23 protein-coding genes are annotated in these 26745 nt (G+C 64.2%); 21 read left to right on the top strand and 2 right to left on the bottom strand.

Annotated features, from left to right (window positions below; translation table 11 throughout):
• Positions 1-40: 40 nt before the first annotated feature.
• The 11 genes from H9529_RS11045 to idi all read left to right on the top strand — a co-directional run bounded on the left by H9529_RS11045 (position 41) and on the right by idi (position 11945).
• Positions 41-1699 carry a nitrite/sulfite reductase gene (locus H9529_RS11045; protein WP_092884255.1) on the top strand — a complete coding sequence of 553 codons (1659 nt, stop codon included), beginning with the start codon at positions 41-43 and terminating at the stop codon, positions 1697-1699.
• Positions 1671-2432, top strand: coding sequence for a phosphoadenylyl-sulfate reductase (locus tag H9529_RS11040; protein ID WP_223814142.1), 762 nt, complete (start codon positions 1671-1673; stop codon positions 2430-2432). Before H9529_RS11045 ends, H9529_RS11040 begins: the two co-directional genes overlap by 29 nt.
• Positions 2429-2824 carry a DUF934 domain-containing protein gene (locus tag H9529_RS11035; protein WP_092884253.1) on the top strand — a complete coding sequence of 132 codons (396 nt, stop codon included), beginning with the start codon at positions 2429-2431 and terminating at the stop codon, positions 2822-2824. The genes H9529_RS11040 and H9529_RS11035 overlap by 4 nt, the downstream gene beginning before the upstream one ends.
• A 192-nt stretch (positions 2825-3016) precedes the next feature.
• Positions 3017-4381, top strand: a complete 1365-nt coding sequence (locus H9529_RS11030) for a class-II fumarase/aspartase family protein (RefSeq protein WP_092884251.1) — start codon at positions 3017-3019, stop codon at positions 4379-4381.
• A 143-nt stretch (positions 4382-4524) separates the two neighbouring features.
• On the top strand, positions 4525-5424 hold the full coding sequence (locus tag H9529_RS11025; RefSeq protein WP_176846765.1) for a CPBP family intramembrane glutamic endopeptidase: 900 nt from the start codon (positions 4525-4527) through the stop codon (positions 5422-5424).
• A 114-nt stretch (positions 5425-5538) separates the two neighbouring features.
• Positions 5539-6501, top strand: a complete 963-nt coding sequence (gene accD / locus H9529_RS11020) for an acetyl-CoA carboxylase, carboxyltransferase subunit beta (protein ID WP_092884247.1) — start codon at positions 5539-5541, stop codon at positions 6499-6501.
• 44 nt (positions 6502-6545) lie between these two features.
• On the top strand, positions 6546-7784 hold the full coding sequence (locus H9529_RS11015) for a bifunctional folylpolyglutamate synthase/dihydrofolate synthase (RefSeq protein ID WP_092885267.1): 1239 nt from the start codon (positions 6546-6548) through the stop codon (positions 7782-7784).
• 216 nt (positions 7785-8000) lie between these two features.
• Positions 8001-8909: a chlorophyll synthase ChlG gene (gene chlG / locus H9529_RS11010; protein WP_092884245.1), complete on the top strand. Its 909-nt coding sequence runs from the start codon at positions 8001-8003 to the stop codon at positions 8907-8909.
• Positions 8906-10204, top strand: coding sequence for a BCD family MFS transporter (locus H9529_RS11005; RefSeq protein WP_092884243.1), 1299 nt, complete (start codon positions 8906-8908; stop codon positions 10202-10204). The genes chlG and H9529_RS11005 overlap by 4 nt, the downstream gene beginning before the upstream one ends.
• Before the next feature lie 5 nt (positions 10205-10209).
• Complete coding sequence (locus H9529_RS11000) at positions 10210-11391, top strand: geranylgeranyl diphosphate reductase (protein ID WP_092884241.1); 1182 nt, start codon at positions 10210-10212, stop codon at positions 11389-11391.
• 14 nt (positions 11392-11405) lie between these two features.
• Positions 11406-11945, top strand: a complete 540-nt coding sequence (gene idi / locus H9529_RS10995) for an isopentenyl-diphosphate Delta-isomerase (protein ID WP_092884239.1) — start codon at positions 11406-11408, stop codon at positions 11943-11945.
• A 43-nt stretch (positions 11946-11988) separates the two neighbouring features.
• Here the strand turns inward: idi and ppsR are convergent, their stop codons facing one another.
• Both ppsR and H9529_RS10985 read right to left on the bottom strand, forming a co-directional pair.
• The gene (ppsR, locus tag H9529_RS10990; RefSeq protein WP_143033435.1) at positions 11989-13416 is read right to left on the bottom strand and encodes a transcriptional regulator PpsR; all 1428 of its coding nucleotides are present in this window, start codon (positions 13414-13416) and stop codon (positions 11989-11991) included.
• A 35-nt stretch (positions 13417-13451) separates the two neighbouring features.
• Positions 13452-14324, bottom strand: coding sequence for a cobalamin B12-binding domain-containing protein (locus H9529_RS10985; protein ID WP_143033434.1), 873 nt, complete (start codon positions 14322-14324; stop codon positions 13452-13454).
• Between the two features lie 226 nt (positions 14325-14550).
• Here H9529_RS10985 and bchF point away from each other — a divergent pair, with 226 nt between their 5' ends.
• From bchF to puhC, 10 genes are all read left to right on the top strand, one after another.
• Positions 14551-15033: a 2-vinyl bacteriochlorophyllide hydratase gene (gene bchF, locus H9529_RS10980; protein WP_092884233.1), complete on the top strand. Its 483-nt coding sequence runs from the start codon at positions 14551-14553 to the stop codon at positions 15031-15033.
• Complete coding sequence (locus H9529_RS10975; protein WP_397544871.1) at positions 15030-16316, top strand: ferredoxin:protochlorophyllide reductase (ATP-dependent) subunit N; 1287 nt, start codon at positions 15030-15032, stop codon at positions 16314-16316. The genes bchF and H9529_RS10975 overlap by 4 nt, the downstream gene beginning before the upstream one ends.
• Positions 16313-17893: a ferredoxin:protochlorophyllide reductase (ATP-dependent) subunit B gene (bchB, locus tag H9529_RS10970; RefSeq protein ID WP_092884231.1), complete on the top strand. Its 1581-nt coding sequence runs from the start codon at positions 16313-16315 to the stop codon at positions 17891-17893. The genes H9529_RS10975 and bchB overlap by 4 nt, the downstream gene beginning before the upstream one ends.
• On the top strand, positions 17883-21467 hold the full coding sequence (locus H9529_RS10965) for a magnesium chelatase subunit H (RefSeq protein ID WP_092884229.1): 3585 nt from the start codon (positions 17883-17885) through the stop codon (positions 21465-21467). Before bchB ends, H9529_RS10965 begins: the two co-directional genes overlap by 11 nt.
• A gap of 94 nt (positions 21468-21561) precedes the next feature.
• Entirely contained in the window at positions 21562-22461 is a 900-nt protein-coding gene (bchL, locus tag H9529_RS10960; RefSeq protein WP_092884227.1) for a ferredoxin:protochlorophyllide reductase (ATP-dependent) iron-sulfur ATP-binding protein, read from the top strand.
• On the top strand, positions 22461-23144 hold the full coding sequence (gene bchM, locus H9529_RS10955) for a magnesium protoporphyrin IX methyltransferase (protein WP_092884225.1): 684 nt from the start codon (positions 22461-22463) through the stop codon (positions 23142-23144). The genes bchL and bchM overlap by 1 nt, the downstream gene beginning before the upstream one ends.
• Positions 23141-24586 carry a PucC family protein gene (locus H9529_RS10950; protein WP_092884223.1) on the top strand — a complete coding sequence of 482 codons (1446 nt, stop codon included), beginning with the start codon at positions 23141-23143 and terminating at the stop codon, positions 24584-24586. The genes bchM and H9529_RS10950 overlap by 4 nt, the downstream gene beginning before the upstream one ends.
• Positions 24587-24607: 21 nt before the next feature.
• The gene (gene puhA, locus H9529_RS10945; RefSeq protein ID WP_092884221.1) at positions 24608-25369 is read left to right on the top strand and encodes a photosynthetic reaction center subunit H; all 762 of its coding nucleotides are present in this window, start codon (positions 24608-24610) and stop codon (positions 25367-25369) included.
• Positions 25370-25440: 71 nt separating this feature from the next.
• A complete protein-coding gene (puhB, locus tag H9529_RS10940; protein ID WP_092884219.1) occupies positions 25441-26079 on the top strand; it encodes a photosynthetic complex putative assembly protein PuhB in 639 nt (212 codons plus the stop codon).
• Between the two features lie 6 nt (positions 26080-26085).
• Complete coding sequence (gene puhC / locus H9529_RS10935) at positions 26086-26595, top strand: photosynthetic complex assembly protein PuhC (RefSeq protein WP_092884217.1); 510 nt, start codon at positions 26086-26088, stop codon at positions 26593-26595.
• Positions 26596-26745: the final 150 nt, after the last annotated feature.

Raw genomic sequence — 26745 nt, 5'->3', positions numbered from 1 at the left:
CTCTGCCCGCCCTTTCCACCCGAATGCAAAGTACCCGCCCATGTATAAATATACCGAATTCGATGAAGCCTTCGTGCGCACCCGCACTGCGCAGTTTCGTGAACAGGTGGCGCGCCGTATCTCGGGCGCGCTGACCGAGGATGAGTTCAAGCCGCTGCGGCTGATGAACGGCCTCTATCTGCAATTGCATGCCTACATGCTGCGGGTGGCCATTCCGTATGGCACGATCAGCAGCGCCCAGATGCGCCAGCTTGCCATGATCGCGGATCGCTGGGACAAGGGATATGGCCATTTCACCACGCGGCAGAACATCCAGTTCAACTGGCCGTTGCTGAACGATGTGCCCGATATTCTGGACGCGCTGGCCGATGTGGGGATGCATGCCATCCAGACCAGCGGCAATTGCGTGCGTAACGTCACCGCCGACCATTTCGCGGGCGCTGCCGCCGATGAGATCGCCGATCCGCGCCCCGTGGCTGAATTGCTGCGGCAATGGTCCACTGACCATCCCGAGTTTCAGTTCCTGCCGCGCAAGTTCAAGATCGCCATCACCGGCAGCCCGAATGACCGCGCCGTGACCCGCGCGCATGACATCGGCCTGCGCATGATCGAACGCGACGGCCAGCCGGGGTTCGAGGTCACCATGGGCGGTGGCCTTGGCCGCACCCCGATGCTGGGCCGGGTGGTCCGCGACTTCCTGCCGCGCGCCGATCTCTTGCCCTATGTCGAGGCGATCCTGAGCGTCTATAACGCCCAGGGACGGCGGGACAACAAGTACAAGGCACGCATCAAGATCACCCTGTTCGAGATGGGGCTGGAGGCGATGCGCGATCAGGTCGAGGCCCGTTTTGTCGAGATCCGCCCCGAATGGACGGGCGAGGATCAGGCCGCACTGGCCCATATCACTGCCGATTTCGCGCCGCCGGTGTTCCGCGACGGGCCGTTTGGTGCCTATGAGGATGCCCGTGCCAGCGACCCGGTGTTCCGCGCCTGGGCCGATACCAACCTGGAGGTGCACCGTCGCGCCGATCACGCGATCATCACGGTCAGCCTGAAGGCGCATGGCGAAACGCCCGGCGATGCCTCGTCCGATCAGATGCGCGTGCTGGCCGATCTGGCGGCGCAATATGGTTATGATGAGCTGCGCATCAGCCACGAGCAAAACGTCATCTTGCCCCATGTCCATCGCGCCGATCTGCCGGCCGTGCATGCGGCGCTGCGCGCCGCCGGGCTGGCGACGGCGAATGTTGGCCTGATCTCGGATATCATCGCCTGCCCCGGCATGGATTACTGCGCGCTGGCCACGGCGCGGTCGATCCCCGTGGCGCAGGCCATCGCGGAACGCTTCGCCGAGACCGAGCGGGACATCGGCGGGCTGAAGGTCAAGATCTCGGGCTGCATCAACGCCTGCGGGCACCACCATGTCGGGCATATCGGCATCCTGGGCCTGGAGAAGGGCGGCGTCGAAAGCTATCAGATCACACTGGGCGGCGACGCGACCGAAACTGCCGCGATTGGTGAGCGCACCGGGCCTGGCTTTGCCTATGACGCCATCGTTCCCGCGATCGAGCGGGTGGTGGGCGCCTATCTGGCGCAGCGCGACTCGTCGGACGAAACCTTTGTCGAGGCATATCGCCGCCTTGGTGCGGCACCGTTCAAGGCCGCGCTATATGATGCGGATCAAGCCAATGCTGCATGATCCCATCGCCCGCGCCGATGCGCTGCGCGCGCGCCACGATGCGCTGTCCGGGGCTGATCTGATCGGCGCGACCTTGCGCGACCCGGATGCCGGCCGTCTGGCGCTGGTGTCGTCCTTTGGGGCGGAATCGGTCGTGCTGCTGCACATGGTGTCGCGGGTCGCGCCCGACACGCCGGTGTTGTTCATCGACACGCAGATGCTGTTTGCCGAGACGCTGGCGTATCAGCACGAACTGGCCAAGACGCTGGATCTGCGCGACATCCGGGTGATTGGCCCCGACCGCGCCGAGCTGGCAGCCGAAGACCCGCAGGGCAGGCTGCACCGCGTTGACACCGATGCCTGCTGCGCCCTGCGCAAATCGCGCCCGCTGGAGGCCGCCTTGCAGGGTTTCGACGGCTGGATCACCGGGCGCAAGCGGCATCAGGCCGACACCCGCACCGCGCTGTCGCGGTTCGAGGTTGCGACGGGCCGCGTGCGCTTCAACCCGCTGGCGGATTGGTTGGCGGCGGATCTGTCTGCTTATATCGACCGGCACGCGCTGCCGCGCCACCCGCTGATGGCACGGGGCTATCCCTCCATCGGCTGCGCGCCCTGCACCAGCCCCGTCGCGGCGGGCGAAGACCCGCGCGCCGGGCGCTGGCGCGGGCAGGAAAAGACCGAATGCGGGATCCATTTCATCGGCGGCAAGCCGGTGCGCGTGCCCCAGGAAGCCAAAAGGGAAGATGCCGCATGAGTGTTGTGATTGATGACCACGGCTTTGGCGTGGCCGATCTGGCCGAAAGCCTGCGCGCCGATCAGATCGTCGACCTGGCCCCGGATGCGGATGCCGCGGCGCTGACCGCTGCCGTGACAGCCGCGCCCGCGATGATCCGCGTGGCCTTTCCCGCGTTCAGCGACGGGCGCGGCTTCACGCTGGGCCGTCAGTTGCGGCGGCTGGGCTATGCCGGACGGCTGCGCGCCAGCGGGCATGTGCTGGCCGATCAATACGCCATGGCGCGCCGGTCGGGGTTTGATGAGGTCGCGATTTCGGACTCGCTGGCGCAGCGCCAGCCTGCCGCCGACTGGCACGCGCGGTCGCAATGGCAGGCGCTGGATTATCAGTCGCGGTTGCGCCGCCCGGCCTGACGGGCGCGTCAAGCAGCAGTGGCAAAACGGGGGGGCAGGGCAAAAGCGGTTTTCCCTGTCGCTGACTTTGCGCTATGGCTTTGCCATGCCCGCGCCGCCACATGCATGGGCCGTCTGGCCCTTGCGGCCTGACCCCGAGGATCCGACCCCAAGATCCGACCCCGTGGAACTGGCCCCAAGGAACTGCAGCCCATGCCCGCCACCCTTTTCGACAGCCCCTATTACCGTGACGAATTCAGCACCGCCGCGATGCGCGCCGTTTTCGATGACACCGCGCGCTTCGCCTCATGGTTGGCGTTCGAGGCCGCGCTTGCGCGTGCGCAGGCCGCTGTGGGGGTGATCCCTGCGGATGCCGCGCAGGCGATCACCGATGCCGCGCGGGTTGATGTGCTGGACCCTGTCAGCATGCAGGCGCATTTCGCCAAGGCGGGGTTTCCGATCATCCCGTTGGTCAAGCAATTGACTGCCGCCTGTCCGCCGGATGCCGCGCGTTATGTGCATCTGGGCGCCACGACGCAGGATGTGCTGGACACCGGCCTTGTCTTGCAGATGCGCGACGGGCTGGCGCTGATCGCGGCAGAGCTTGATGCCACGATCGCGGCACTGGTCGCATTGGCGTACCGGCACCGCGACACGCCCATGGCCGGGCGTACCTTTCAGCAGCATGCCGCGCCCATCACCTTTGGTCACAAGGCGGCGATCTGGCTGGATGAGGCGTTGCGCCACCGCGCGCGACTGCCCGCGCTGCGCGACCGTTTGCTGGCGGTGCAGTTTGGCGGCGCGGTCGGCACGCTGGCCCCGCTGGGCGATACGGGTATGGATGTGCGCGCGGCCCTGGCGGCGGACCTGGGGCTGCGCGACCCCGACATCACCTGGCACACTGGGCGCGATACCTGGGCCGAGGCGGTGTTCTGGCTGGCCCTTGTCGGGGGGCTTCTGGGCCGGATCGGCACCGAGGTCGCAATGCTGATGCGCACCGAGGTTGCCGAACTGCGCGAGCCCTATGTGCCCGGGCGCGGCGGGTCCAGCGCGATGCCGCAAAAACGCAACCCCGTCGCCTGCCCGCAGATCATCGCCATTGCGACCCGGTTGCGCGCGCTGGTGGCGCAGGCGATGGAAGGCCAGATGCAAGAGCATGAGCGCGGCATCGGCGCGCTGGCGGTCGAGACGATGGTGCTGCCCGAGGCATTCCTGCTGGCCTCGGGCGCGTTGATGCATGCCCGCCCGATGCTTGAAGGGCTGGACGTTGACGCAGCCCGGATGCGCGTCAATCTGGACATGGGCGGCGGGCTTATCATGTCCGAGGCCGTGATGGCCGGTCTGACACCGCATCTGGGCCGCGGCGTGGCGCATGAGGTTGTGACCCGCGCCGCCGCTGCCGCCGTCGATCAGGGGACCGACCTGCGCGGGCAGTTGCTGGCCGATCCTGCCGTCACGGCGCATCTGGATGCGGCCGCCATCGACCGTATGCTGGACCCCGTGCGCTATACCGGCACCGCCGGTGCCATGGTGGATGCCGTTCTGGCGCGCGCGGAGGCAGCCGGGTTCGCGGTGTGACGCCCGCCCGCCGCCCGTTCACGAATGCGCCGGTTTTGATCCCGCCACCCGTTTTGGGCATGCGGTGGCTTGCCGCTGCGGTTAGACTGCCCCCAACCTTGACTGCCCCCAACCTTGACTGCCCCTTGATACAGGCCCCTTTGATGAGCGCACATTACCTTGCCCCGCCCTTTGCCGCATATGTCCAGCCCGCGCGGCAGCGTCCGCAGCTGTGGCGCCTGATCCTGGGGCTGGTCCTGGTCTTTGTGATCTACGCGTCCTGGATGGCGCTGATGGGCGTCGGGCTGTGGCTGATACACGGCAGCGAGGGACTGGAGCAGCGGCTGGCGCAGACGGTGACGGGCAGCACGCCGGTGGGGCTGCTGATGTTGCTGGCCAGCTTTGCGGGCATGGCGCTGGGGGTCTTTGCCGCCGTGCGCTGGCTGCACCGCCGGCCCATCGCGTCGCTTTTTGGGCGCGCCCCGGTGGTATTGCGCGATTTCTGCCTTGGCGCAGGTGTGATGGGGGCGATCGCGCTGGCGGGGTTGCTGCTGTTGCCCGATCTGGGCGCGCGGGCCGCCGCCGTTTCCTGGCAGGTCTGGCTGGCGTTCCTGCCGCTGGCGCTGCTGGGCCTGATGCTGCAGACCGGCACCGAGGAGCTGTTGTTTCGCGGCTATATCCAACAGCAACTGGCGGCGCGCTTTGCCTCGCCTGTCATCTGGATGATCGGACCATCGGTGCTGTTTGGCATGGTGCATTACGCCCCCGATGTGATGGGGCCGACCACATGGTATGTCGTCTTGGTCACCGGGTTCTTCGGGCTGGTCGCGGCGGATCTGACGCGGCGCAGCGGCAGTATCGGGCTGGCATGGGGCCTGCATCTGGCCAATAACTTCGTCGCCATCATGATTGTCACGGCGGGGGGCGGGCTGGATGCGCTGGCGCTGTATCGCCTGCCTTTTGCGCATGATGACCTGAACACGATGCGGCCGCTGCTTTTTGCCGATATGGGCGGGCTGGCGCTGGCCTGGGCGATTTGCGCCCTGGCGTTGCGGGGGCGCTGAGGCGGCCATTTTGAGCGACACGGCCATCGGAGCGGCGCATCTGAACCGGGGCGATTGCATTCGGCCAGCGTGGCGATTATCTGTCCCCGCAATTCGGCGCGAAAGGGTAGCTGCATGAACTGGATCACCAACTATGTCCGCCCGACGATAAATTCGTTGTTCTCGCGGCGTGAGATACCGGAAAACCTTTGGACCAAGTGCACCTCGTGCGGGACCATGCTGTTCCACCGGGAACTGAGCGACAACCAGCAGGTCTGTACGTCTTGCGGGCATCATATGTCGATCAGCCCCCGCGCGCGCTTCGCGCGGCTGTTTGACGCCGGCATCTTTTCCGAAGTCGCGGTGCCCGAACCGATCGCCGATCCGTTGCAGTTCCGCGATCAGAAGCGCTATCCTGAACGGATGAAATCGGCGCAGCGCAGCACCGGCGAGAAAGAGGCGATGCTGGTCGCGGTCGGTGAAATCGCGCGCACGCCCGTCGTAGCGGTGGCGCAGGATTTCAGCTTCATGGCGGGGTCCATGGGGATGTATGTCGGCAATGCCATCATCGCCGCCGCTGAAACCGCCGTGCAACAGCGCAAGCCGCTGGTGCTGTTTTCCGCCGCGGGCGGGGCGCGGATGCAAGAAGGTATCCTGTCGCTGATGCAGATGCCGCGCACCACCGTCGCGGTGCAGATGGTGAAAGAGGCCGGGCTGCCCTATGTCGTGGTGCTGACGCATCCGACCACCGGCGGCGTGACCGCGAGCTATGCGATGCTGGGCGATGTGCATATCGCCGAGCCCGGCGCGCTGATCTGTTTTGCAGGTCCGCGCGTGATCGAACAGACCATCCGCGAGACCCTGCCCGAAGGCTTCCAGCGCGCCGAATACCTTTTGGAGCATGGAATGCTGGACCGCGTGACCCCGCGCGGGAAGCTGCGCGAGGAACTGGCGATCATCTTGCGGATGTTGATGCGCCAGTCGCCGCCCGTGCAGGGCGACCTGCCGCCGCCAGATCCGTTGCCGCAGCCCGAAGTCCCGGCCCCCGCGCCCGAGGTTGTGCCTGCCGAGACGCCGACAAAGAGTGACCCTGCGTGACACCCGTGGACGGGCTGCCGGGGTCGGACGTGCTGTTGGCGCGGATGATGGCGTTTCATCCAAAGATCATCGACCTGACGCTGGACCGGGTGTGGCGACTGCTGGCTGCGCTGGACCATCCAGAGCGCGCGCTGCCCCCGGTGATCCACATCGCGGGCACCAATGGCAAAGGCAGCACGCAGGCCATGATCCGCGCCGGGCTGGAAGGGGCTGGCCACCGGGTGCACGCCTATACCTCGCCGCATCTGGCGCGCTTTCATGAGCGTATCCGGCTGGCGGGCGACCTGATTTCGGAACCCGCGCTGAGTGCGCTGCTCGACGAGTGCATGCAGGCCAATGAAGGCGGTGCGATCACATATTTCGAGATCACGACCGTCGCCGCCCTGCTGGCCTTTGCCCGCACGCCTGCCGATTTCACCTTGCTGGAGGTCGGGCTGGGCGGGCGTCTGGACGCCACGAATGTGGTGGATGCCCCCGCATTGAGCATCATCACCCCGGTCTCCATCGACCATCAACAATATCTGGGCGACACGCTGGCCGAGATCGCGGGCGAAAAAGCCGGCATCTTGAAGCGCGGCGTGCCCTGTGTCGTCGGCCCGCAGATCGAGGTCGCGCTGGAGGTGATCGAGGCGCGCGCGGCCCGTGTCGGTGCGCCGCTGCTGGTCCACGGCCAGCATTGGCATGTCTGGGCAGAGCGTGGGCGGCTGATCTTTCAAGATGAAGGCGGGTTGATGGACCTGCCCCTGCCCAACCTGCCCGGCCCGCATCAGATCCAGAACGCGGGCGCGGCGATTGCCGCACTGCGCCATCTGGGGATGGATGAGGACGCGGTAGAGGCTGCCGTGACCCGCGCCTACTGGCCCGCGCGCATGCAGCGGTTGCGCAATGGCCCGCTGACCGCGGCTGCCCCGGGCGTAGAGCTTTGGCTGGACGGCGGCCACAACCCCGCCGCCGGTATCGCCATTGCCGAAACGCTGGCCGCGCTGCCGGAACGTCCGACATACCTGATCTGCGGCATGCTCAACACCAAGGACATTGCCGGGTTCCTGCGGCCATTGGCGGGGCTGGCGTTAAAGCTGCATGCGGTGTCGATCCCCGGCGAAGCAGCGACCCTGCCCGCCGATGTTACCGCCGATGCCGCGCGCGCGCAGGGCATTGAGGCCATGACAGCCGATAGCGTGGCGCAGGCGTTGGACCGGATTGTCGCGGCGGACCCGCGCGCGCGCGTCCTGATCTGCGGGTCACTGTATCTGGCGGGGGCGGTGCTGCGCGAGAACGGCTGAGGGTTTGCGCGCCGTCTTTGGCACTTTTTTGCCACCCGGCAGCCGCGCTTTGGCTGCTGTGAGTCCCATCTGCTGCGCCGTCTGTGACGCTTTTTCGCGACATCCGCATCCCAATGTGACTGGCCCGCGACCGCTATGGCCGCGCCGCGACGATGTGTCAGGTCAAGCCGACAGAATCTACTTGCGCCAAACCAAGTTGTAAGGTTTAATTTACACATGAGTGTCGCATCCAGATTACACCCCCGCCAAACACCCGAGCCTGCAGCCCTGTTGCAGCTGCTCAAACCGATAACATGGTTCCCGCCGATGTGGGCCTATCTGTGCGGCGCAGTGTCGGTGGGCGTGTCGCCTGCGGGCAACTGGTTGCCGGTGATCCTGGGCGTCCTGTTGGCAGGGCCCATCGTCTGCGGCATGAGCCAGGCGGCGAACGATTGGTGCGACCGGCACGTTGACGCGATCAACGAGCCTGACCGCCCTATTCCGTCGGGCCGGGTGCCGGGCCGATGGGGCCTTTATGTCGCGCTGATGATGTCGGTGCTGTCGCTGGCCGTGGGCTGGTTCCTGGGCCCGTGGGGGTTTGGCGCGACGGTGGTGGCCGTGCTGGCTGCATGGGCCTATTCGGTCGAACCCATCCGCATGAAACGCTCTGGCTGGTGGGGGCCGGGGCTGGTCGGCCTGTCGTATGAGACCTTGCCGTGGTTCACGGGGGCGGCTGTGCTGGCCGCCGGTGCGCCGGGCTGGCCGGTGGTGATTATCGCACTGCTGTACGGTATTGGCGCGCATGGCATCATGACATTGAACGATTTCAAGGCGTTGGAAGGCGACCGCCAGATGGGTGTGAACTCGCTTCCCGTCACGCTGGGGCCTGAGTTGGCCGCGAAACTGGCCTGCTGGGTGATGGCCGTGCCGCAGTTCGCAGTGATCGTCTTGCTGTTCTACTGGGACCAGCAATGGTACGGGTTCTTCATCGTGATCGCGTTGATCTTGCAGCTATATGCGATGCAGGTCCTGCTGCGCGATCCGAAGGCCAAGGCCCCGTGGTACAATGGCACCGGCATCACCCTTTATGTCAGCGGCATGATGATCGCTGCCTTCGCCCTGCGCAACCTTGGGGTCGTGGGATGAGGCATCTGTCATGGATCTCCATCATGCGGTTGGGGCTGGTACAATTGTGCCTTGGCGCGATCGTGGTGCTGATGACCTCGACCCTCAACCGGTTGATGGTGGTCGAACTGGGGCTGGCGGCAGTGCTGCCGGGTGCGCTGGTCGCGTTGCATTACGGTGTGCAGATCACCCGCCCGAACTGGGGCTTTCGGTCAGACAATGGCGGCAACCGTACGCGCTGGATCATCGGCGGCATGGGGTTTCTGGCGCTGGGCGCGCTGCTGGCGGCGCTGGCTGTCGTGGTGCTGGACGGCGTGTTCTGGGCGGGTATGGCGCTGTCGGTGCTGGCCTATGGCATGATCGGCCTGGGCGTGGGCGCATCGGGCACTTCGCTTCTGGCGTTGATGGCAACCGCAACCGCGCCCCGCCGCCGCCCGGCAGCTGCGACGATCACCTGGCTGATGATGATCTTCGGCATTGCGGTCACCGCCACGGTGGTCGGCAGCGTGCTGGACCCCTATAGCCATGCGCGCATGATCCAGATCGTGGCGACGGTGACCGGCGGGGCCTTCGTGCTGACCTGTCTGGCGATCTGGGGGATCGAGCGCGGCGCGCGCATTGTCGCGGCGCCGGCGGCCGAACGCATGAATTTCCACGCTGGCATGGCCGAGATCTGGTCTGAGCCGAAGGCGCGCGTCTTCACCATCTTCGTGTTCCTGTCGATGACGGCGTATTTCATGCAGGAACTGATCATGGAGCCGTTTGCGGGCCTCGTCTTCGGCATGACGCCGGGGCAGACCACCAGCCTTTCGGGCGCGCAGAATGGCGGGGTGTTTCTGGGCATGCTGACGGTGGGGATTGCTGCCACTGGCCTGCGCATCGGATCGCTGCGCGGATGGGTCGTGACGGGCTGCATCGGCTCGGCCGCCGTATTGGGCGCGATTTCGGTCGCGGGCACGACGGGCGCGGTGGGCCTTGTCACGCCGCTGATCATGGGTCTTGGTTTCTTTAACGGCATGTTTGCTGTCGCCGCCATCGGCTCGATGATGGCGCTGGCGGGCGACGGGCGTGCGCAGCGTGAAGGCACGCGCATGGGCCTGTGGGGCGCGGCGCAGGCCATGGCGGCAGGCTTTGGTGGCTTGCTGGGCGCCGGTCTGGCCGATGCGATGCGGCATCTGATGGGCAATGATGCCACCGCCTTCGGCACGGTCTTCGTGATCGAGGCGCTGATCTTCCTTGCTGCCGCGACAATGGCGGCAAGGATCATGCAAAAGACAACCGCGCCCGCAGGGGCCGCATTGGTTCCGGGGGAGTAAGTGAAATGATGTATGATGTAGTGGTAGTTGGCGGTGGCCCGTCCGGCGCGACGGCGGCAGAGGATCTGGCGCGGTCAGGCGCAAAGGTTGCCATGCTGGACCGTGCGGGTCGGATCAAACCCTGCGGCGGCGCAATCCCGCCGCGCCTGATCAAGGATTTCGCGATCCCTGACCACATGATCGTGGCCAAGATCAACACGGCGCGCATGATCTCGCCCAGCGGTCAGCAGGTGGATATCCCCATTGAGGGCGGTTTCGTCGGCATGGTGGACCGCGAACATTTTGACGAATACCTGCGCGTGCGTGCCGCAGGTGCCGGGGCGGAACGGATCACCGGCACCTGGCTGCGGATCGAGCGTGACGCCGCAGGCACCCATGTGATCTACCGTGAAAAGGCCACAGGCACAGAACGCAGACTGTCCACGAAGCTGATTATCGGCGCGGATGGCGCGCGGTCCAACGTGGCGAAGGCCGAGGTGCCTGGCGGCGACAAGATCCCTTACGTCATTGCCTATCATGAGATCATCAAGGCGCCCGAGGCGACCGGCGCCTACGACCCGACCCGCTGCGACGTGATCTATGATGGCAAGGTCAGCCCGGATTTTTACGGCTGGGTGTTCCCGCATGGCGCATCTGCCAGCGTCGGCATGGGGACCGAGGTTGCAGGCGTGGATCTGAAGCAGGCCACGGCTGCGCTGCGCGCCTCCAGCGGATTGACCGACTGCGAGACGATCCGGCGCGAAGGCGCGCCCATCCCGCTGCATCCGTTGGACCGCTGGGACAATGGCAGCGACGTGGTGCTGGCAGGTGACGCGGCTGGCGTGGTCGCGCCAAGTTCCGGTGAGGGGATCTATTACGCCATGGCAGGCGGGCGCGTCGCTGCCACCGCTGCGATGGCCTGCCTGAAAACCGGGCGCGTGAAGGACCTGAAGCTGGCGCGGTCGCTGTTCATGCGCGAGCACAAGCAGGTTTTCAAAGTGCTGCGGTTGATGCAGAATGCCTATTACAGATCCGATGAACGGCGCGAACGCTTCGTGTCGCTGTGCCGCGATGTGGATGTGCAGAAACTGACGTTCGAGGCTTACATGAACAAATCCCTGGTCAAGGCGCGGCCGCTGGCGCACCTGAAGATCGGCTTCAAGAACATCGCGCATCTGACCGGGCTGATCCCGGCGATTTCCAAATGACCACGGACGGCCCGATGCACGATGATCTTATCCCCGCATGGATCGGGTCAGACCTGTGTGCCATCGACAAGCTGGAGGTGCATCAGCGCGGCCTGCGCCACAAGGCCGTGTCAGTGTTCGTGATGGATGGCGCAAAGGTGCTCTTGCAGCAGCGCGCCATGGGCAAGTACCACACGCCCGGCCTTTGGGCCAATACCTGCTGCACCCATCCCCATATCGCCGAGGATCCTGCCGATTGTGCACGCCGCCGCCTGGAACAGGAACTGGGCGTCACGGTGGGGGCGTTGCACTACCGCAAACAGGTGGAATATCGCGCCGATGTGGGTGGCGGTCTGATCGAGCACGAACTGGTCGATATTTTCGTGGCCGACGCCAGCCGCAAGAACCTTCGCATCAGCCCCGATCCCGCTGAAGTCATGGCGACCCGGTGGGTCGAGATCGACGCGCTGAAAGCAGAGATCGCTGCCGAGCCACAGCGCTTCACGCCCTGGCTGCGGATCTACCTGACGCAGCACCGTGATCTTATTTTCGGCGCAACGTTGACAACAGGCTGAAGCGACCTAAAAATACGTCAGGAGGGCTGTGCCCACGCGACGATTACATCGCATCAGGCTTGTCTACCATGCCGTATTTGCGCAACTTCACATACAGGCTCTGACGGCTGAGGCCCAACATCTCGGCAGCGGCGACGCGGTTGTTGCGCGTCAGCTCGATCGCGGTTTCGATGCACATGCGTTCGACAACATCGGTGGTCTCGGCCACGATGTCTTTCAGCGTTGCCGAACCGACCAGCTCCATCACCGAATCGACGTTATCTGCCGGGCCTGCGGCGCCGGGCTGGCGGGTGGTGCGCATGGAACTGGTGCGGCTGGTATCGCGGATCATGAAGACCAGCGCGGGGTGTGCGTGGTCGCGCAGATAGGTCACCGACATTTCCACCGGCACCTGCCCCCCGAATTCGCTCTGCATCTGGGTGGCAAACATGCGTATCTGGCCGACACGGACCGCGTTATCCACCAACACCTTCAGATCAACTGATCCGCGTGCCAGAAAATCGGCAAGCGAGCGCTGTTTGATCGCGCTCATGCTGGCGGCTTCACTCATCTTCAGGAAGCTGGGGTTTGCGGATTGGATGAAACCCTTGGGGTCGGTGAAGACAATCGCCTCGGGGCCCGCGTCAAACATCGACTGAAGGCTTTCGGCCAGGGTGTGCTGCTGGCGCGCATCCTTGTCGCTGGATTGCAGGTGGCACAGCATCAACCGCTCACCCGAGGCGCGGAAGAACGTGGTCGCGACGAACAGGTGTTTCTGCGTGCGCCGCGACGACATCTCGATCACGCGCCGCACTTCGGAACGCGATATGGCGTTGACCTCATCGAGGATATTGTCGCCGCTGCGGCTTTCAAATTCCTGCGTCAGGGCCTTGCCGATCAGGCTGTCGCGATCAGCCTCCAACGCCTCGGCAGCGCTGCGGTTGGCGTCGATGATGTTGCCGGTGGCCAGATCGACAAAGATCATGGGTTCCGTGCTGCTGTCCATCAAGACGCGGTAGCGCGCGTCATACTGGCGATGCCGCTCATAATCGCGTTCGAGTTCCAGATGTACCGAGACCAGCTGCTGCTGCAATTCGGCCACGGCGCGCAGGTCGCGTCCCAGCATCAGCAAGGTGCCGTCAGGTCCGACCGAATGGATGGTATAGCGCACTGGAAAGTCGAATTTGGACCCGTCCACATGGTTTATCTCGATCCCGCGCGGGGGGGACTTGCCTGCGATGGCCTCGGACAGGCCGCGCGCAAACTTGGGGCGGCTGTCTGCGGCGATGTAATCGTGCAGATCGCCACCTTCCCATTTCTTGCAGCGCTGGAATTCAGGGTGGGACTCATTGATCAGGATCGACAAGATCCGACCTTCTTGCGTGATGACAATTGCCATGTCCGCCGCAGACGCGATTACATCGCCCAGAAGCTCCGGCGCGACGAGCGGGACGGTGCCATTGCTCCAGTATTTTGTGCCTCGTGCCGTCACATAACGCCCGGCCGCAGCCGCCTCTGAATGATTGTCTAGGCTGACCTGCTTGAAGTGACCGGAGCTTTGGATGCCATCTTGGTCACGCACAGGGTCAGCAGCTCCTCGGGGGAAGCGATGTAAAAATCTGCGTAGGTAAACGCGCGCAGTGCCTCGGAATTGGCGACCGCAGGACCACCGACACCCACAGGCGTTGATGTACCCACAACTTGCTTCAGTCTTTTTACTAAATCCCGGGCAGTTTCAAGCCCATCTTCATGACCGATTGAAATGGCAATAAGATCATAGGGGTTGTCGCGAACATGTGCCGAAATTTCATCATCTGACACGCCGGTCATTACCCGGACCGAAGCGCCCAACCGCCGCAGCTTTGACGTGACGACAAGGATTCCCAGTGCGTGCTGGGCGGCCTCGGGCAGGGCGAGCAGGATGCAGGGCGTGTCCTCACTATGCTGTGCGTCCGAATACCATTTCGCGTTCAACTGGCGGACCAGCCCGGTGAGCCGGATCGAGGCGATGGTCACCGCGACGAAGCTGCATTTGTTGTCGCACCATTCGCGGCCCATCAGCATTGCGGCGGCGGGGACATAGAGATCGACAACCTGTTCGTCGGATATGCCCTCGCGGTACATGTCGCGCAGGGCCTTCGCCACGGCATCATCTGACGCCAGTGCGGCATCCAGCAGGCGCGTCGTGGTGCGTTCGCAGGCGGCGCGGGGTCTTCTTGAAAGCCTGCTGGCGACCGAGGCGACGACATAAGAAGGCGTCTTCTGGGTTGCCGGACGCAGTCGGTCCATGAGTTGCGTCTGATTTTGATTTCCGTCCATCGCGCCCATCTTTCCAGCTGGCGTTATACCCCACGCCGACTCGACGCGTTTTTCTTCACAAAATGTGACTGTCAGTGTCACGTTACGCGCTTTCTATGTCAATATAAATAGACAGTGCCGCACGTAAAACCCGGGCGAATCGATGTGGACCGGTGGTAATGTGATGGTTTCGTTAGATTTCATGCGAAATCCGCCCCCTCTTCCAATAGTGGAGTGCAATCATCCTTGTGGAATGTGTAAGTTTATATTGACACTTTGCCGGGCCAAATAGTAACCTTGCCCTTACAACTTCAACCTGGAGGTCGCGATGCGCGATTCCGAAGCACCCACGGTGCAGCCCTTGTACACCCCCGAGCAGCGCGCCCGGCGTGATGCGTCGCGCTGGACCCTGGTTCAGGGCATTCTGGCGCCGGTGCAATTTCTGGTGTTTGCCGTGTCGCTCTACCTGGTGGTGCGGTACCTCCTGACCGGCGCAGGGTATGATGCGGCGACCCTGTCGGTCGTTCTGAAAACGCTGTGCCTTTATGCGATCATGGTCACCGGCGCGATCTGGGAAAAGGTCGTCTTCGGTCAATACCTTTTCGCGCATGCCTTCTTCTGGGAGGATATGTTTTCCATGGCGGTGATCGCCCTGCACACCGCCTATCTGTGGGCGCTGTTCAGCGGCAGCCTGTCGCCATCCGAACTGATGTGGCTGGCGCTGGCGGCTTATGTCACCTACGTCATCAACGCCGGGCAGTTCATCTGGAAGCTGCGCATGGCCCGCCTGTCATCGCAGGTGACGGCATGACCGATATGACCCCCATCCCGCCCGCACGCGGCTGCGGCGATGCGCCGGTGCTCAAGCAGCGCGGCCAGCGCGAAGTGTTCTGCGGCCTGACCGGCATCATCTGGCTGCACCGCAAGATGCAAGATGCGTTCTTCCTTGTTGTCGGATCGCGGACATGTGCCCATCTGCTGCAATCTGCGGCGGGTGTGATGATCTTTGCCGAACCGCGTTTCGGTACTGCCATCATGGAAGAAACCGATTTGGCCGGTATGGCTGACGCGCAGGAAGAGATCGACCGCGAGGTCGGCCGCCTGCTGGCCCGCCGCCCTGATATCCGGCAGCTTTTCCTTGTAGGGTCCTGCCCGTCCGAGGTTATCAAGATCGACCTGTCGCGCGCTGCCGAACGTCTGTCCCAGATCCATGCGCCGCATGTGCGGGTGCTGAACTACTCTGGTTCCGGCATCGAGACGACGTTTACCGAAGGTGAGGATGCGTGCCTTGCCTCCATGGTGCCCGTGCTGGCGCATACCGATGCGCGGCAATTGATGCTGGTCGGCGCGCTGCCCGACGTGGTGGAAGATCAGGCGCTGTCGCTGCTGGCCGCAATGGGAATCGAGAACGTGCAGGTGCTGCCCGCCCGCCGCCGGTCCGATACGCTTGCCGCAGGACCGAACACGGTTTTCGCGGTGATGCAGCCGTTTTTGGGTGACACCACGGCTGCGCTGGAGCGGCGCGGCGCGCGCCACATCGCGGCACCTTTCCCGTTTGGTGATGAAGGCACGACCGCCTGGCTGGCCGCGATTGCCACCGAATTTGGCGTCGATGCGGAAACCTTTGCCCGTGTGACCGATGCCCCCCGCGCCCGCGCCCGCAAGGCGATTGCGGCGGCGGCGGAGACGCTGGACGGCAAATCGGTGTTCTTCTTCCCCGACAGCCAGTTGGAAATTCCGCTGGCGCGTTTCCTGACCCGTGAATGCGGTATGCAGGCGCTGGAGGTTGGCACGCCGTTTCTGCACCGCCAACTGGTCGGCCCTGATCTGGCGCTGCTGGCCGAAGGGCCGGTTATTTCCGAAGGGCAGGACGTTGATCTGCAACTGGACCGCGCCCGCGCTGCCCGCCCTGATATTTCCGTTTGTGGCCTTGGTCTTGCCAACCCGCTGGAAGGCGAAGGACTGACCACCAAATGGGCGATCGAGCTCGTGTTCACCCCGGTGCATTTCTATGAACAGGCCGGGGATCTGGCCGCGCTGTTCGCCCGCCCGTTGCGCCGCCGTGCCCTGCTGGCAAAAGGGGCCGCCGCATGAAGCTGACCGTGTGGACATATGAGGGCCCGCCCCATGTTGGTGCGATGCGTGTCGCAACCGGCATGACCGGGTTGCATTACGTCTTGCACGCGCCGCAAGGCGACACCTATGCGGATTTGTTGTTCACCATGATCGAGCGGCGCAATCACCGCCCGCCGGTCAGCTACACCACCTTTCAGGCGCGCGATCTGGGCGCGGACACGGCGGGGCTGTTCAAGCAATCGTGCCAGGATGCCTATGACCGATTTCAGCCGCAGGCGATGATCGTCGGCGCGTCGTGCACCGCCGAACTGATCCAGGATGACCCCGGCGGGCTGGCCGAATCCATGGATATTCCCGTTCCGGTCATCGCGCTGGAGCTGCCCAGCTATCAGCGCAAGGAAAGCTTCGGCACGGACGAGACGTTCTTTCAGATTGTTCGCGCACTGGCCCGCCCGATGGACCGTACCGCGCATGTCACCGCCAACCTGATCGGCCCCACCGCGCTGGGTTTCCGCCACCGTGATGACATCACCGAGGTGACGGCGCTGCTGGAAGACATGGGGATCAGCGTCAACGTGGTCGCGCCCATGACCTCCAGCCCTGCCGATATTGCCCGCATGGGGGCCGCGCATTTCAACGTGTTGATGTACCCTGAACATGCCGAGGCGGCGGCGCGCTGGTGCGAACGCGAACTTGGCCAGCCCTTTACCAAGACTGTGCCTATCGGCGTCGGCGCCACCCGCGATTTTCTGGCCGAAGTGGCGCAGATCACCGGGATCAGCGTCAAGACTGACGAATCCCGCCTGCGGCAACCGTGGTGGTCGGCATCGGTCGACAGCACCTATCTGACCGGCAAGCGCGTCTTCATCTTCGGGGACGGCACCCATGTTGCCGCCGCCGCCCGCATCGCCCGCGATGAAATGGGGTTCGAGGTGGTGGGCATGGGCTGCTACAACCGCGAGATGGCCCGCCCGATCCGCGCTTTGGCGAAGGAATTCGGCCTGACCGCCCTGATCTCGGATGATTACCTGGAGGTCGAATCCACCATCGAAGGCCTCTCGCCCGAGATGATCCTGGGCACCCAGATGGAACGCCACATCGGCAAGCGGCTGGGCATTCCCTGCGCCGTGATCTCGGCCCCTGTTCATGTGCAGGATTTCCCCGCGCGCTACTCTCCGCAGATGGGCTGGGAAGGCGCGAATGTGATCTTCGACACCTGGATCCATCCGCTGGTCATGGGGCTGGAAGAGCACCTGCTGCACATGTTCCGCGATGATTTTGAATTCAACGATGCCGCGGGCCCGTCGCATCACGGCGGTCACGCGCCGCAGGCGCTGAGCGCCCCCACAGATATCACCCCCGAACCCGCGACGGTGCCTGAGTCCGTCGCTACTGGCCCCGTCGGTACTGACACCGCTGCTACGGGAAGCGATGTCCTGACCTGGCTGGACGACGCCGAACGCGAGCTGAAGAAGATCCCCTTCTTCGTGCGCGGCAAGGCCCGGCGCAACACCGAAAAATTCGCCACGGAAAAGGGCGTGAGTCTGATCAGCGTTGAAACCCTTTATGAGGCAAAGGCACATTATGCGCGATGAGACCGGCATCACAGGCCCCCGTGCAGGCTACCGCATCGCTATCGTAACGCTCGACAGCCATGCGGCGGGTCCAGCGGAACGGGTAAGCGAACGTCTGGCGCTGGACTTTCCAGGCCTGTCGCTGAGCGTCCACGCCGCAGCGGAATGGGGCGAAACCCCGGCCGCGCTGGACGCCGCGATTGCAGCCGTGGCGCATGCCGACATTGTCATCGCCAACCTGTTGTTCCTGGAAGAACATGTTCAGGCCATCCTGCCCGCATTGCGCGCCCGCCGCCCCGATTGCGACGCGATGATCGGCGTGATCTCGGACCGGGAAATCGTCACACTGACCCGCATGGGCGATCTGGACATGTCCAAGCCCGCAAGCGGCATGATGTCCATGATGAAGAAGCTGCGCGGCGACAAGAAGCCCGGCGAATCGGGCCAGAAACAGATGGCCATGCTGCGCCGCCTGCCCAAGATCCTGAAATTCGTACCCGGCAAGGCGCAAGACGTGCGCGCGTGGTTCCTGACCATGCAATACTGGCTGGGCGGCTCGGATGAGAATGTCGAGGCGATGGTCCGCTTCCTGATCTCGCGCTACAGCCACGAAAGCCAATGGCGCGGCGTCAAGGCACCGGCGCCGGTCGAATACCCCGAGGTCGGATTGTATCACCCCGATCTGGACCCCGCGCGCTTTCCCAATGGCATCACCACCCGGGCCGCCGATCTGCCCGCGCCCACCGCGCCGGTGGCAACTGTCGGCCTCCTCCTGATGCGGTCTTACGTCCTGTCAGGCGACACGGCGCATTATGACGAAGTGATCCGCAGCTTCGAGGCGCGGGGTCTGCGCGTCATGGCGGCATTTTCGGGCGGGCTTGATGGCCGTCCCGCGATCTCGGCATATTTCCATACCGATGAGGGGGTGAAGATCGACACGATGGTGTCGCTGACCGGCTTCAGCCTTGTCGGCGGCCCGGCCTATAATGATTCGGACGCTGCTGTCGGTGTGCTCTCTGGCCTCGATGTGCCCTACGTCGCTGCGCATCCGCTGGAATTTCAGACGCTGTCGCAATGGGCGGTGTCCCCGCAGGGCCTTGGCCCGGTGGAAACCACGATGCTGGTTGCCCTCCCTGAAATCGACGGTGCGACCAATCCCACGGTCTTTGCGGGCCGTCATGGCGGCGAGACCTGCCTTGGCTGCGCGCAGCGCTGCGCCAGCGAGACAGCGACGAAGGCCATGGCCCCGTGCTTTGAGCGGATCGGCCGGCTGACTGGCCGCGTCGAACGCCTTGCCCGGTTGCGCAAGTCGGAAGTGGCCGATCGCAATGTGGCCGTGGTGCTGTTTGGCTTTCCGCCTAACGCGGGTGCCGTCGGAACCGCAGCCTACCTGAGCGTTTTTGAAAGCCTGTTCAATACATTGCATGAAATGGCCGCGACAGGCTATGACCTGACGCCGCCTGCCACCGTGGATGAATTGCGCGCGGCTGTGCTGGAAGGCAATGCCGCGCGCTATGGTCAGGACGCCAATGTCGCCACCATCGTCCCTGCCGATGACATCGTGCGTGGCACGCCGTGGTTGGCCGAGATCGAGGCCGTCTGGGGCGCCGCCCCCGGTCGCGTGCAATCCGATGGGCGCGGTGTGTTCATCCTGGGCGCGCAATTTGGCAAGGTTTTCGTCGGTATCCAGCCCACCTTTGGCTATGAAGGTGACCCGATGCGCCTGCTGTTTGAGCGCGGTTTCGCGCCGACACATGCGTTTTCCACTTTCTATCTGTGGCTGAAAAACCAGTTCCGCGCTGACGTTGTGCTGCATTTCGGCATGCACGGTGCGCTGGAATTCATGCCGGGCAAGCAATCGGGCATGGGGGCCGCCGACTGGCCCGACCGGCTGATCGGCGACATGCCGAATGTGTACCTTTATGCGTCGAACAACCCGTCCGAAGCATCGTTGGCAAAGCGCCGTTCTGGCGCTGTGACCGTCACGCACCTGACACCCCCGCTGGCGGCGTCTGGCCTCTACAAGGGTTTGTTGGAACTCAAGGACAGCCTGACCCGCTGGCGCGCGCTGCTGCCAGATGCGGTTGAACGCGCTGATCTGGAAGACCTGATCGCGGTGCAGGCCGATGCGGTGGACATGGGCGGCAGCGCCCCTGACACCCTGTGGCTGAAGCTTTTGGAAACCGAAAGCGCGCTGATCCCTGATGGCCTGCACGTCATGGGCCGCCCGATGCGCGCTGACGCCATCGCGGACTATCTGGCGGTGATGACCGAAACCGATCCGGTGGTGCGCGACCGCGTGGCAAAGGCGCTGGGTGAAAGCCACGAGATTCCTGCCCTGTTGCGCGCGCTTGGTGGCCGCTTCATCAAGCCCGTGCCGGGCGGTGACCTGATCCGTTCCGCCGATGTCCTGCCGACCGGGCGCAATATCCATGCCTTTGACCCGTTCCGCATGCCCACCGCGTTTGCCATGCAGGATGGCGCGAAGCAGGCTGCATTGCTGCTGTCCACCCATCCCGTGATCCCGCGCACTGTGGCGCTGGTGCTCTGGGGGTCGGACAATATCAAATCCGACGGCGGGCCGATCGCGCAGGCCCTGGCGCTGATGGGCGCGCGCCCGCGCTTTGACAGCTTTGGCCGCCTTGGCGGGGCCGATCTGATCCCGCTGGCCGAATTGGGGCGTCCGCGCATCGATGTGGTGATGACGCTTTCGGGCATCTTCCGCGACTTGCTGCCCCTGCAAACCCGGATGCTGGCTGAAGCCGCCTATAAGGCCGCGATGGCCGATGAGCCGCTGGATCAGAATTTCGTGCGCGCCCATGCGCTGGCCCATGCAGCACAGCACGGCGTCAGCATGGAACAGGCGTCGCTGCGGGTGTTTTCCAATGCCGAAGGGGCCTACGGGTCCAACGTCAACGCACTGGTCGACAGCTCGACCTTCGGCGAAGAGGATGAACTGGCCGATGCCTACCAGACCCGCAAATCCTTCGCGTATGGACGTGATGGCAAGGCCAGCGCGCAGGGTGAATTGCTGCAAGACACGCTGAAAACCGTCGATATCGCCTATCAGAACCTCGAATCCGTCGAACTGGGCGTGACCACGGTGGACCATTACTTCGACACGCTGGGCGGCATTGCCCGCGCGGTGAAACGCGCCCGCGGCGGGGCTGAGGCGGCGATCTATATCGGCGACCAGACCCGCGGCGCGGGCAAGGTGCGCACGCTGCAAGAACAGGTGGCACTGGAAACCCGGTCGCGCAGCCTCAACCCCAAATGGTTCGAGGGGATGCTGAAACACGGCGCCGAAGGGGTCCGCCAGATTGAGGCGCAGGTGACCAACACCTTCGGCTGGTCGGCGACCACGGGGCAGGTGGACCCTTGGGTGTATCAGCGCCTGTCGGAAACCTTCGTGCTGGATGACGCGATGCGCCAGCGCCTTGCAAACCTGAACCCGAAAGCCAGCGCGCGCATGGCCGGACGGCTGCTGGAAGCCAGCGACCGCAATTACTGGCAGCCCGACGCTGCCACCCTGGAGGCGCTGCAAGCCGCCGCCGATGAAATCGAGGATCGTCTGGAAGGGATTGCCGCCGAATGACGCGCATATCCCCCCATTCCCTCATGCGACACGACAGTCTGATCCCGGCGACAGATCGGGGCGGCCCACAGCCAACACATGAAAGGAGGCTCTCATGAGCCCACTCGATCGCGATATCCCGAACCTGCGCGGACAGGATGGCGAAGGCTCGGTGCAGGTGCATCAAGACGCCAGCCTGAAGATTGACGGCGCGATGGTCTTTGCTGTCTATGGCAAGGGCGGCATCGGCAAATCCACCACCTCGTCGAACCTTTCAGCGGCATTTTCGATGATGGGCAAGCGGGTGTTGCAGATCGGATGCGACCCCAAACATGACAGCACCTTCACGCTGACCGGCCGCCTTGTGCCCACGGTCATCGACACGCTGAAGGATGTGGATTTCCACGCCGAGGAACTGCGCCCTGAAGATTTCGTCTATGAAGGCTTCAACGGCGTGAAATGCGTTGAGGCAGGCGGCCCGCCCGCAGGCACCGGCTGCGGCGGTTATGTCGTGGGCCAGACGGTCAAACTGCTAAAGCAACACCACCTGCTGGAAGACACTGATGTTGTGCTGTTTGACGTACTGGGCGATGTGGTTTGCGGCGGGTTCGCCGCCCCCCTGCAACATGCCGACCGCGCGCTGATCGTTACCGCGAATGATTTCGACAGCATCTATGCGATGAACCGTATCATTGCCGCCGTTGAGGCGAAGTCGAAAAACTACAAGGTGCGGCTGGCCGGATGCGTCGCCAACCGCAGCAAGGACACCGATGAGGTGGACCGCTATTGCGACCGTGTCGGCTTCAAACGGCTGGCGCATATGCAGGACCTGGACTGCATCCGCCGCTCGCGCCTGAAAAAAAAGACCTTGTTCGAGATGGGCACCGATGAGGACGTGATACAGGCGCAGAAGGAATACATCCGGCTGGCGCAGACCCTTTGGGCCGGGACCGACCCGATGGCCCCCAAACCCATGGAAGACCGCGACATCTTCGAGATGCTGGGATTCGATTGATGGACAGCTACGTTTCAACCCGCACGCGGATGCAGACCTATTTCGACAGCACCGCCGCCAAGACGTGGGAGCGTCTTACTTCTGATGCGCCGGTGTCCCGCATCCGTCAGACGGTGCGCGAAGGCCGCGATACCATGCGTGCCGCGATTCTGGCGCAATTGCCCGATGATCTGCGCGGCGCGCGGGTGCTGGACGCGGGTTGTGGGGCCGGGCCGATGTCGGTCGCGCTGGCCGAACGCGGGGCCGATGTGCTGGGCGTGGATATCTCGCCCGCACTGCTGGAGGTTGCCACGCGCCGCACGCCTGACGCACTGCGCCCCCGCATTACCTTTTGCGCGGGTGACATGCTGGACGCGGACCATGGCGCGTTCGACTACATCGTGGCGATGGACAGCCTGATCCATTATGAGGCGGCGGATATTGGCCGCGCGCTGGCGGGGCTTGCCCTGCGCACGTCGCAGTCGGTGGTCTTCACCATCGCGCCGCGCACCGTGCTGTTGTCGATGATGTGGGGCGCGGGCAAGGCGTTCCCGCGTTCGGACCGCTCACCACAGATCATCCCCCATTCCGACGCCACCATCGCGGCCGCCCTGCGTGCCGCCGGGTCGGCCGCGTCGCTGTCGCGCGTGGCACGGGTCAACCGGGGTTTCTACATCTCGCAAGCAATGGAAATGCGCCCATGACACCGCGCCGTCGCCCCATTCTGATGCAACTCAGCCTGAAGATGCTGCCGTTTTCAGATGCGGCCAGCGCGGATTTCCCGCTGTCGGCGCTGTTGCGGCTGTCGTTGTTTCAGGTGTCGGTGGGTATGGCGTCGGTGTTGTTGCTGGGCACGCTGAACCGGGTGATGATTGTCGAGCTCAGCGTGGCGGCGGTGATCGTCGCGGCGATGATCGCGCTTCCGGTGCTGATCGCGCCGTTCCGCGCGATGCTGGGCTTCAAATCCGACACCTATCGGTCGGCTATCGGGTGGAAGCGTATACCCTTCCTGTGGTTCGGCACGTTGTGGCAGTTCGGCGGGCTGGCCTGCATGCCCTTTGCCCTGCTGGTGCTGTCGGGCGACAATACCTATGACATCCCCTTCGCGGGCGAGGTCTTGGCAGCACTTGCCTTCATCATGACGGGGCTGGGCCTGCATATGACGCAGACCGCCGGTCTGGCGCTGGCATCTGACCGCGCGACGGATGAGACGCGGCCCCGGGTCGTGGCGCTGCTGTATGTCATGTTCCTGATCGGGGTTGGCGTGTCGTCGCTGATCATAGGCTACTTGTTGCGCGATTTCACCCCGCTGAAGCTGATACAGGTGGTGCAGGGGGCGGCTGTGCTGACCGCGGTGCTGAACGTCACCGCGCTGTGGAAACAGGAAAGCGTTGCGCCGATGAGTGCCGAGGAACGCGCCGCGCCGCGCCCGCTTTTCCGTGATGCGTGGAACGATTATATCACGGGCGGGCAGGCGGGCCGGTTGCTGCTGGTGGTGTTTCTGGGTGCCATGGCCTTCAACATGCAAGACGTGCTGCTGGAACCCTACGGGGCCGAGGTGCTGGGCCTGCCTGTCGCGGGCACGACGCTGCTGACGGCGGCATGGGCTTCCGGTGCGCTGGCGGGGTTCGGGCTGGCCGCGCATTGGCTGGCACGCGGCATCAACCCCTACCGCATGGCATCGCGCGGCATTCTGGCCGGGATCGCGGCATTTTGTTGCGTGATTTTCGCCGCACCGCTGGACTGGGTGGCGATGTTCTTTACCGGCGCGGTGCTGATCGGCTTTGGTGGCGGCCTCTTTTCCGTCGCGACGCTGATGGCGGCGATGTCGATGCCCGCGAAGGGTCTGGCCGGGCGCGGGCTGGCGCTGGGTGCCTGGGGGGCTGCGCAGGCCACGGCGTCGGGGCTGTCGATCTTCATCGGTGGCGCGGTGCGCGACGTGGTGAATGCCAATGCGCTGGCGGGCAATCTGGGCGTCGCGCTGAACGATGCCGCCACCGGCTATTCGGTCGTCTATCATATGGAGATCGGATTGCTGTTCCTGACGCTTGTCGTGCTTGGCCCGCTGGTGAAGCTGGTGCGGCGTGACCCCTTTCAACAACAACAAGGCAAGGCGAGGTTCGGGCTGGCCGAACTGCCCAGCTGACCCCTTTTGGAGGACCTGAAGATGTACGGCACTATTTTTGGACATTTCGACCTTGCGTCGCTGTCGATCTGGCTGTTCTGGGCGTTCTTCGCGCTGCTGATCTACTACCTGCAGACCGAAAACATGCGCGAAGGCTATCCACTGGAGAATGAGGACGGCGGGACCGAGAGCGCCTTCCTGCCCATGCGGGAGCCGAAAACCTTCATCTTGCCGAACAATCAGGGCACGCTGACGGTCCCGAACTATGAGAAGGAAAACCGCACTGTCGCGCTGGAACGTGTCGCAGGCTTCGGCCACCCGCTGGAACCCACGGGCGATCCGATGCTGGACGGTGTTGGCCCCGCTTCCTGGGCGCCGCGCAAAGATGTGCCCGAGCTGGACCACAAGGGCCATCCGAAGATCCAGCCCATGGCGAAACTGGAAAGCTTCAAGGTTTCTGCCGGGCGCGACCCGCGCGGCCTGCCGGTGCAGGCGGGCGATATGGAAGTCGTGGGCACGATCTCGGAGATGTGGATCGATGAACCCGAACAGATGGTCCGCTATCTGGAATTCACACTGGATGCCGAGCACGGCGGCGGCACCCGTCTGGTGCCGATCCAGTTGGTGCGAATTCTGAAGGACCGGGTGAAGATCCATTCGATCTATGCCGCGCAGTTTTCCGGTGTGCCGCAGATCGCGCAGCCGGGCCAGATCTCGAAACTGGAAGAAGACAAGATCTGTGGCTACTACGCCGGCGGCAAACTTTACGCCAGCAAGGACCGGTTTGAGCCGCAACTGGGCTGACGCCTGCAACCGACGGGCGGGGCGGGGATAAACCCTGCCCGCCCCAGCCGATACCAAAAAGGTAGGGAACCATGCCACACGATGATTTCGCTTTTGAACCTGTCCGGGGATTGCCCGAACGCCCGCCGCTGGGCGAAGAAATTCTGTGGCAAGGCGCGCCCAGTTGGTGGCGGCTGGCCGTCGAAGCGCTGAGCCTGTACTGGGTCGCGGGGTATTTCGTGGCGTTCGCCGCATGGCGCGCGATTGTCGCGGCCGAATTCATGCCGGTTTGGGATGCGGTGCGCGTCGCCTCGCCGTTCCTGGTGATGGGCGCTGCGTGCTGTCTGATCTTGATGCTGATCGCCATCATTCAGGCGAAGGCAACGGTTTATACCATCACCAACCGCCGGGTTGCCATGCGGATCGGCGCGGCGCTGACCATCACGCTGAACCTGCCCTACAAGTGGATCTCGGACGCCAGTCTGGACCTGCGGCGCGGCGGCACCGGCACGATTGCCCTGACCACGACGGGCGAGACGCGGTTTTCCTACATCAACACATGGCCGCATGTCCGCCCGTGGCGGATGCGCCATACCGAACCCGCGCTGCGCTGCATCCCGGGTGCTGCCAATGTCGCGAAGCTGCTGAGTGAGGCCGCCGAGGCCGAGGTGTTTCAGCCGCAGGTCGCACGGGTTACCGACCCTTCCCCCACCATCGTCGCAGCGGAGTAATCAGCCATGGTATCAGCAACCCAACAACGCGCGCTTGACCACGAGGCGCTGCGCAAACGTGACCGCGAGATGATCCCGACCCTGCTGGTCCGCGCCATGTTCGCGCTGGTTGTATGCGTCCTTATCATTGTGACCTATGCACGGCTGACCGACCGTCCGCTGGTGGCCCTGGCCGATGACACCGCCACGCCTGTGGTGGCCGACCGGCTGATCGTGCTGAACGGCTCCATGTCCGGGGCCGCGCAGGTGCATGACATGGACGGCACGCTGCTGGCCGATCTGGGCAATGACAAGGGCGGCTTTGTCGCGGGTATTTACCGTGTCATGCTGCGCACCCGCATGCAGGCCAATGTGCCCGCCGACGCGCCGATCCGGCTGGTGCTGTTCGAAGACAGCCGCCTTGCGCTGCGCGATGATTACACCGGCTGGCGGGCCGAGCTGATGGGCTTTGGTGTCGATAACTACCGGGTCTTTTTCAACCTGCTGGACCTGCCGCCGCCGACCGTTGAGGGCTGACGCCCCACCGCCCCATACCGGCATTCACGCGCCCCTTTCCGGGGCGCGTTTTCGTTGCGGCGGCTACCCGCCCGGGGGTGTAACAGTCCCGACTGTCTGATCTTATTTACAGAGCTGAAAACTGTCCATTTAAGTTGACACATCCCCCTG

The sequence above is a fragment of the Roseicitreum antarcticum genome, assembly GCF_014681765.1.
Taxonomy (GTDB): Bacteria; Pseudomonadota; Alphaproteobacteria; order Rhodobacterales; family Rhodobacteraceae; genus Roseicitreum; species Roseicitreum antarcticum.
The sequence above is the reverse complement of the archived record's forward strand: the minus strand, read 5'-3'. Positions and strand labels throughout refer to the sequence as shown.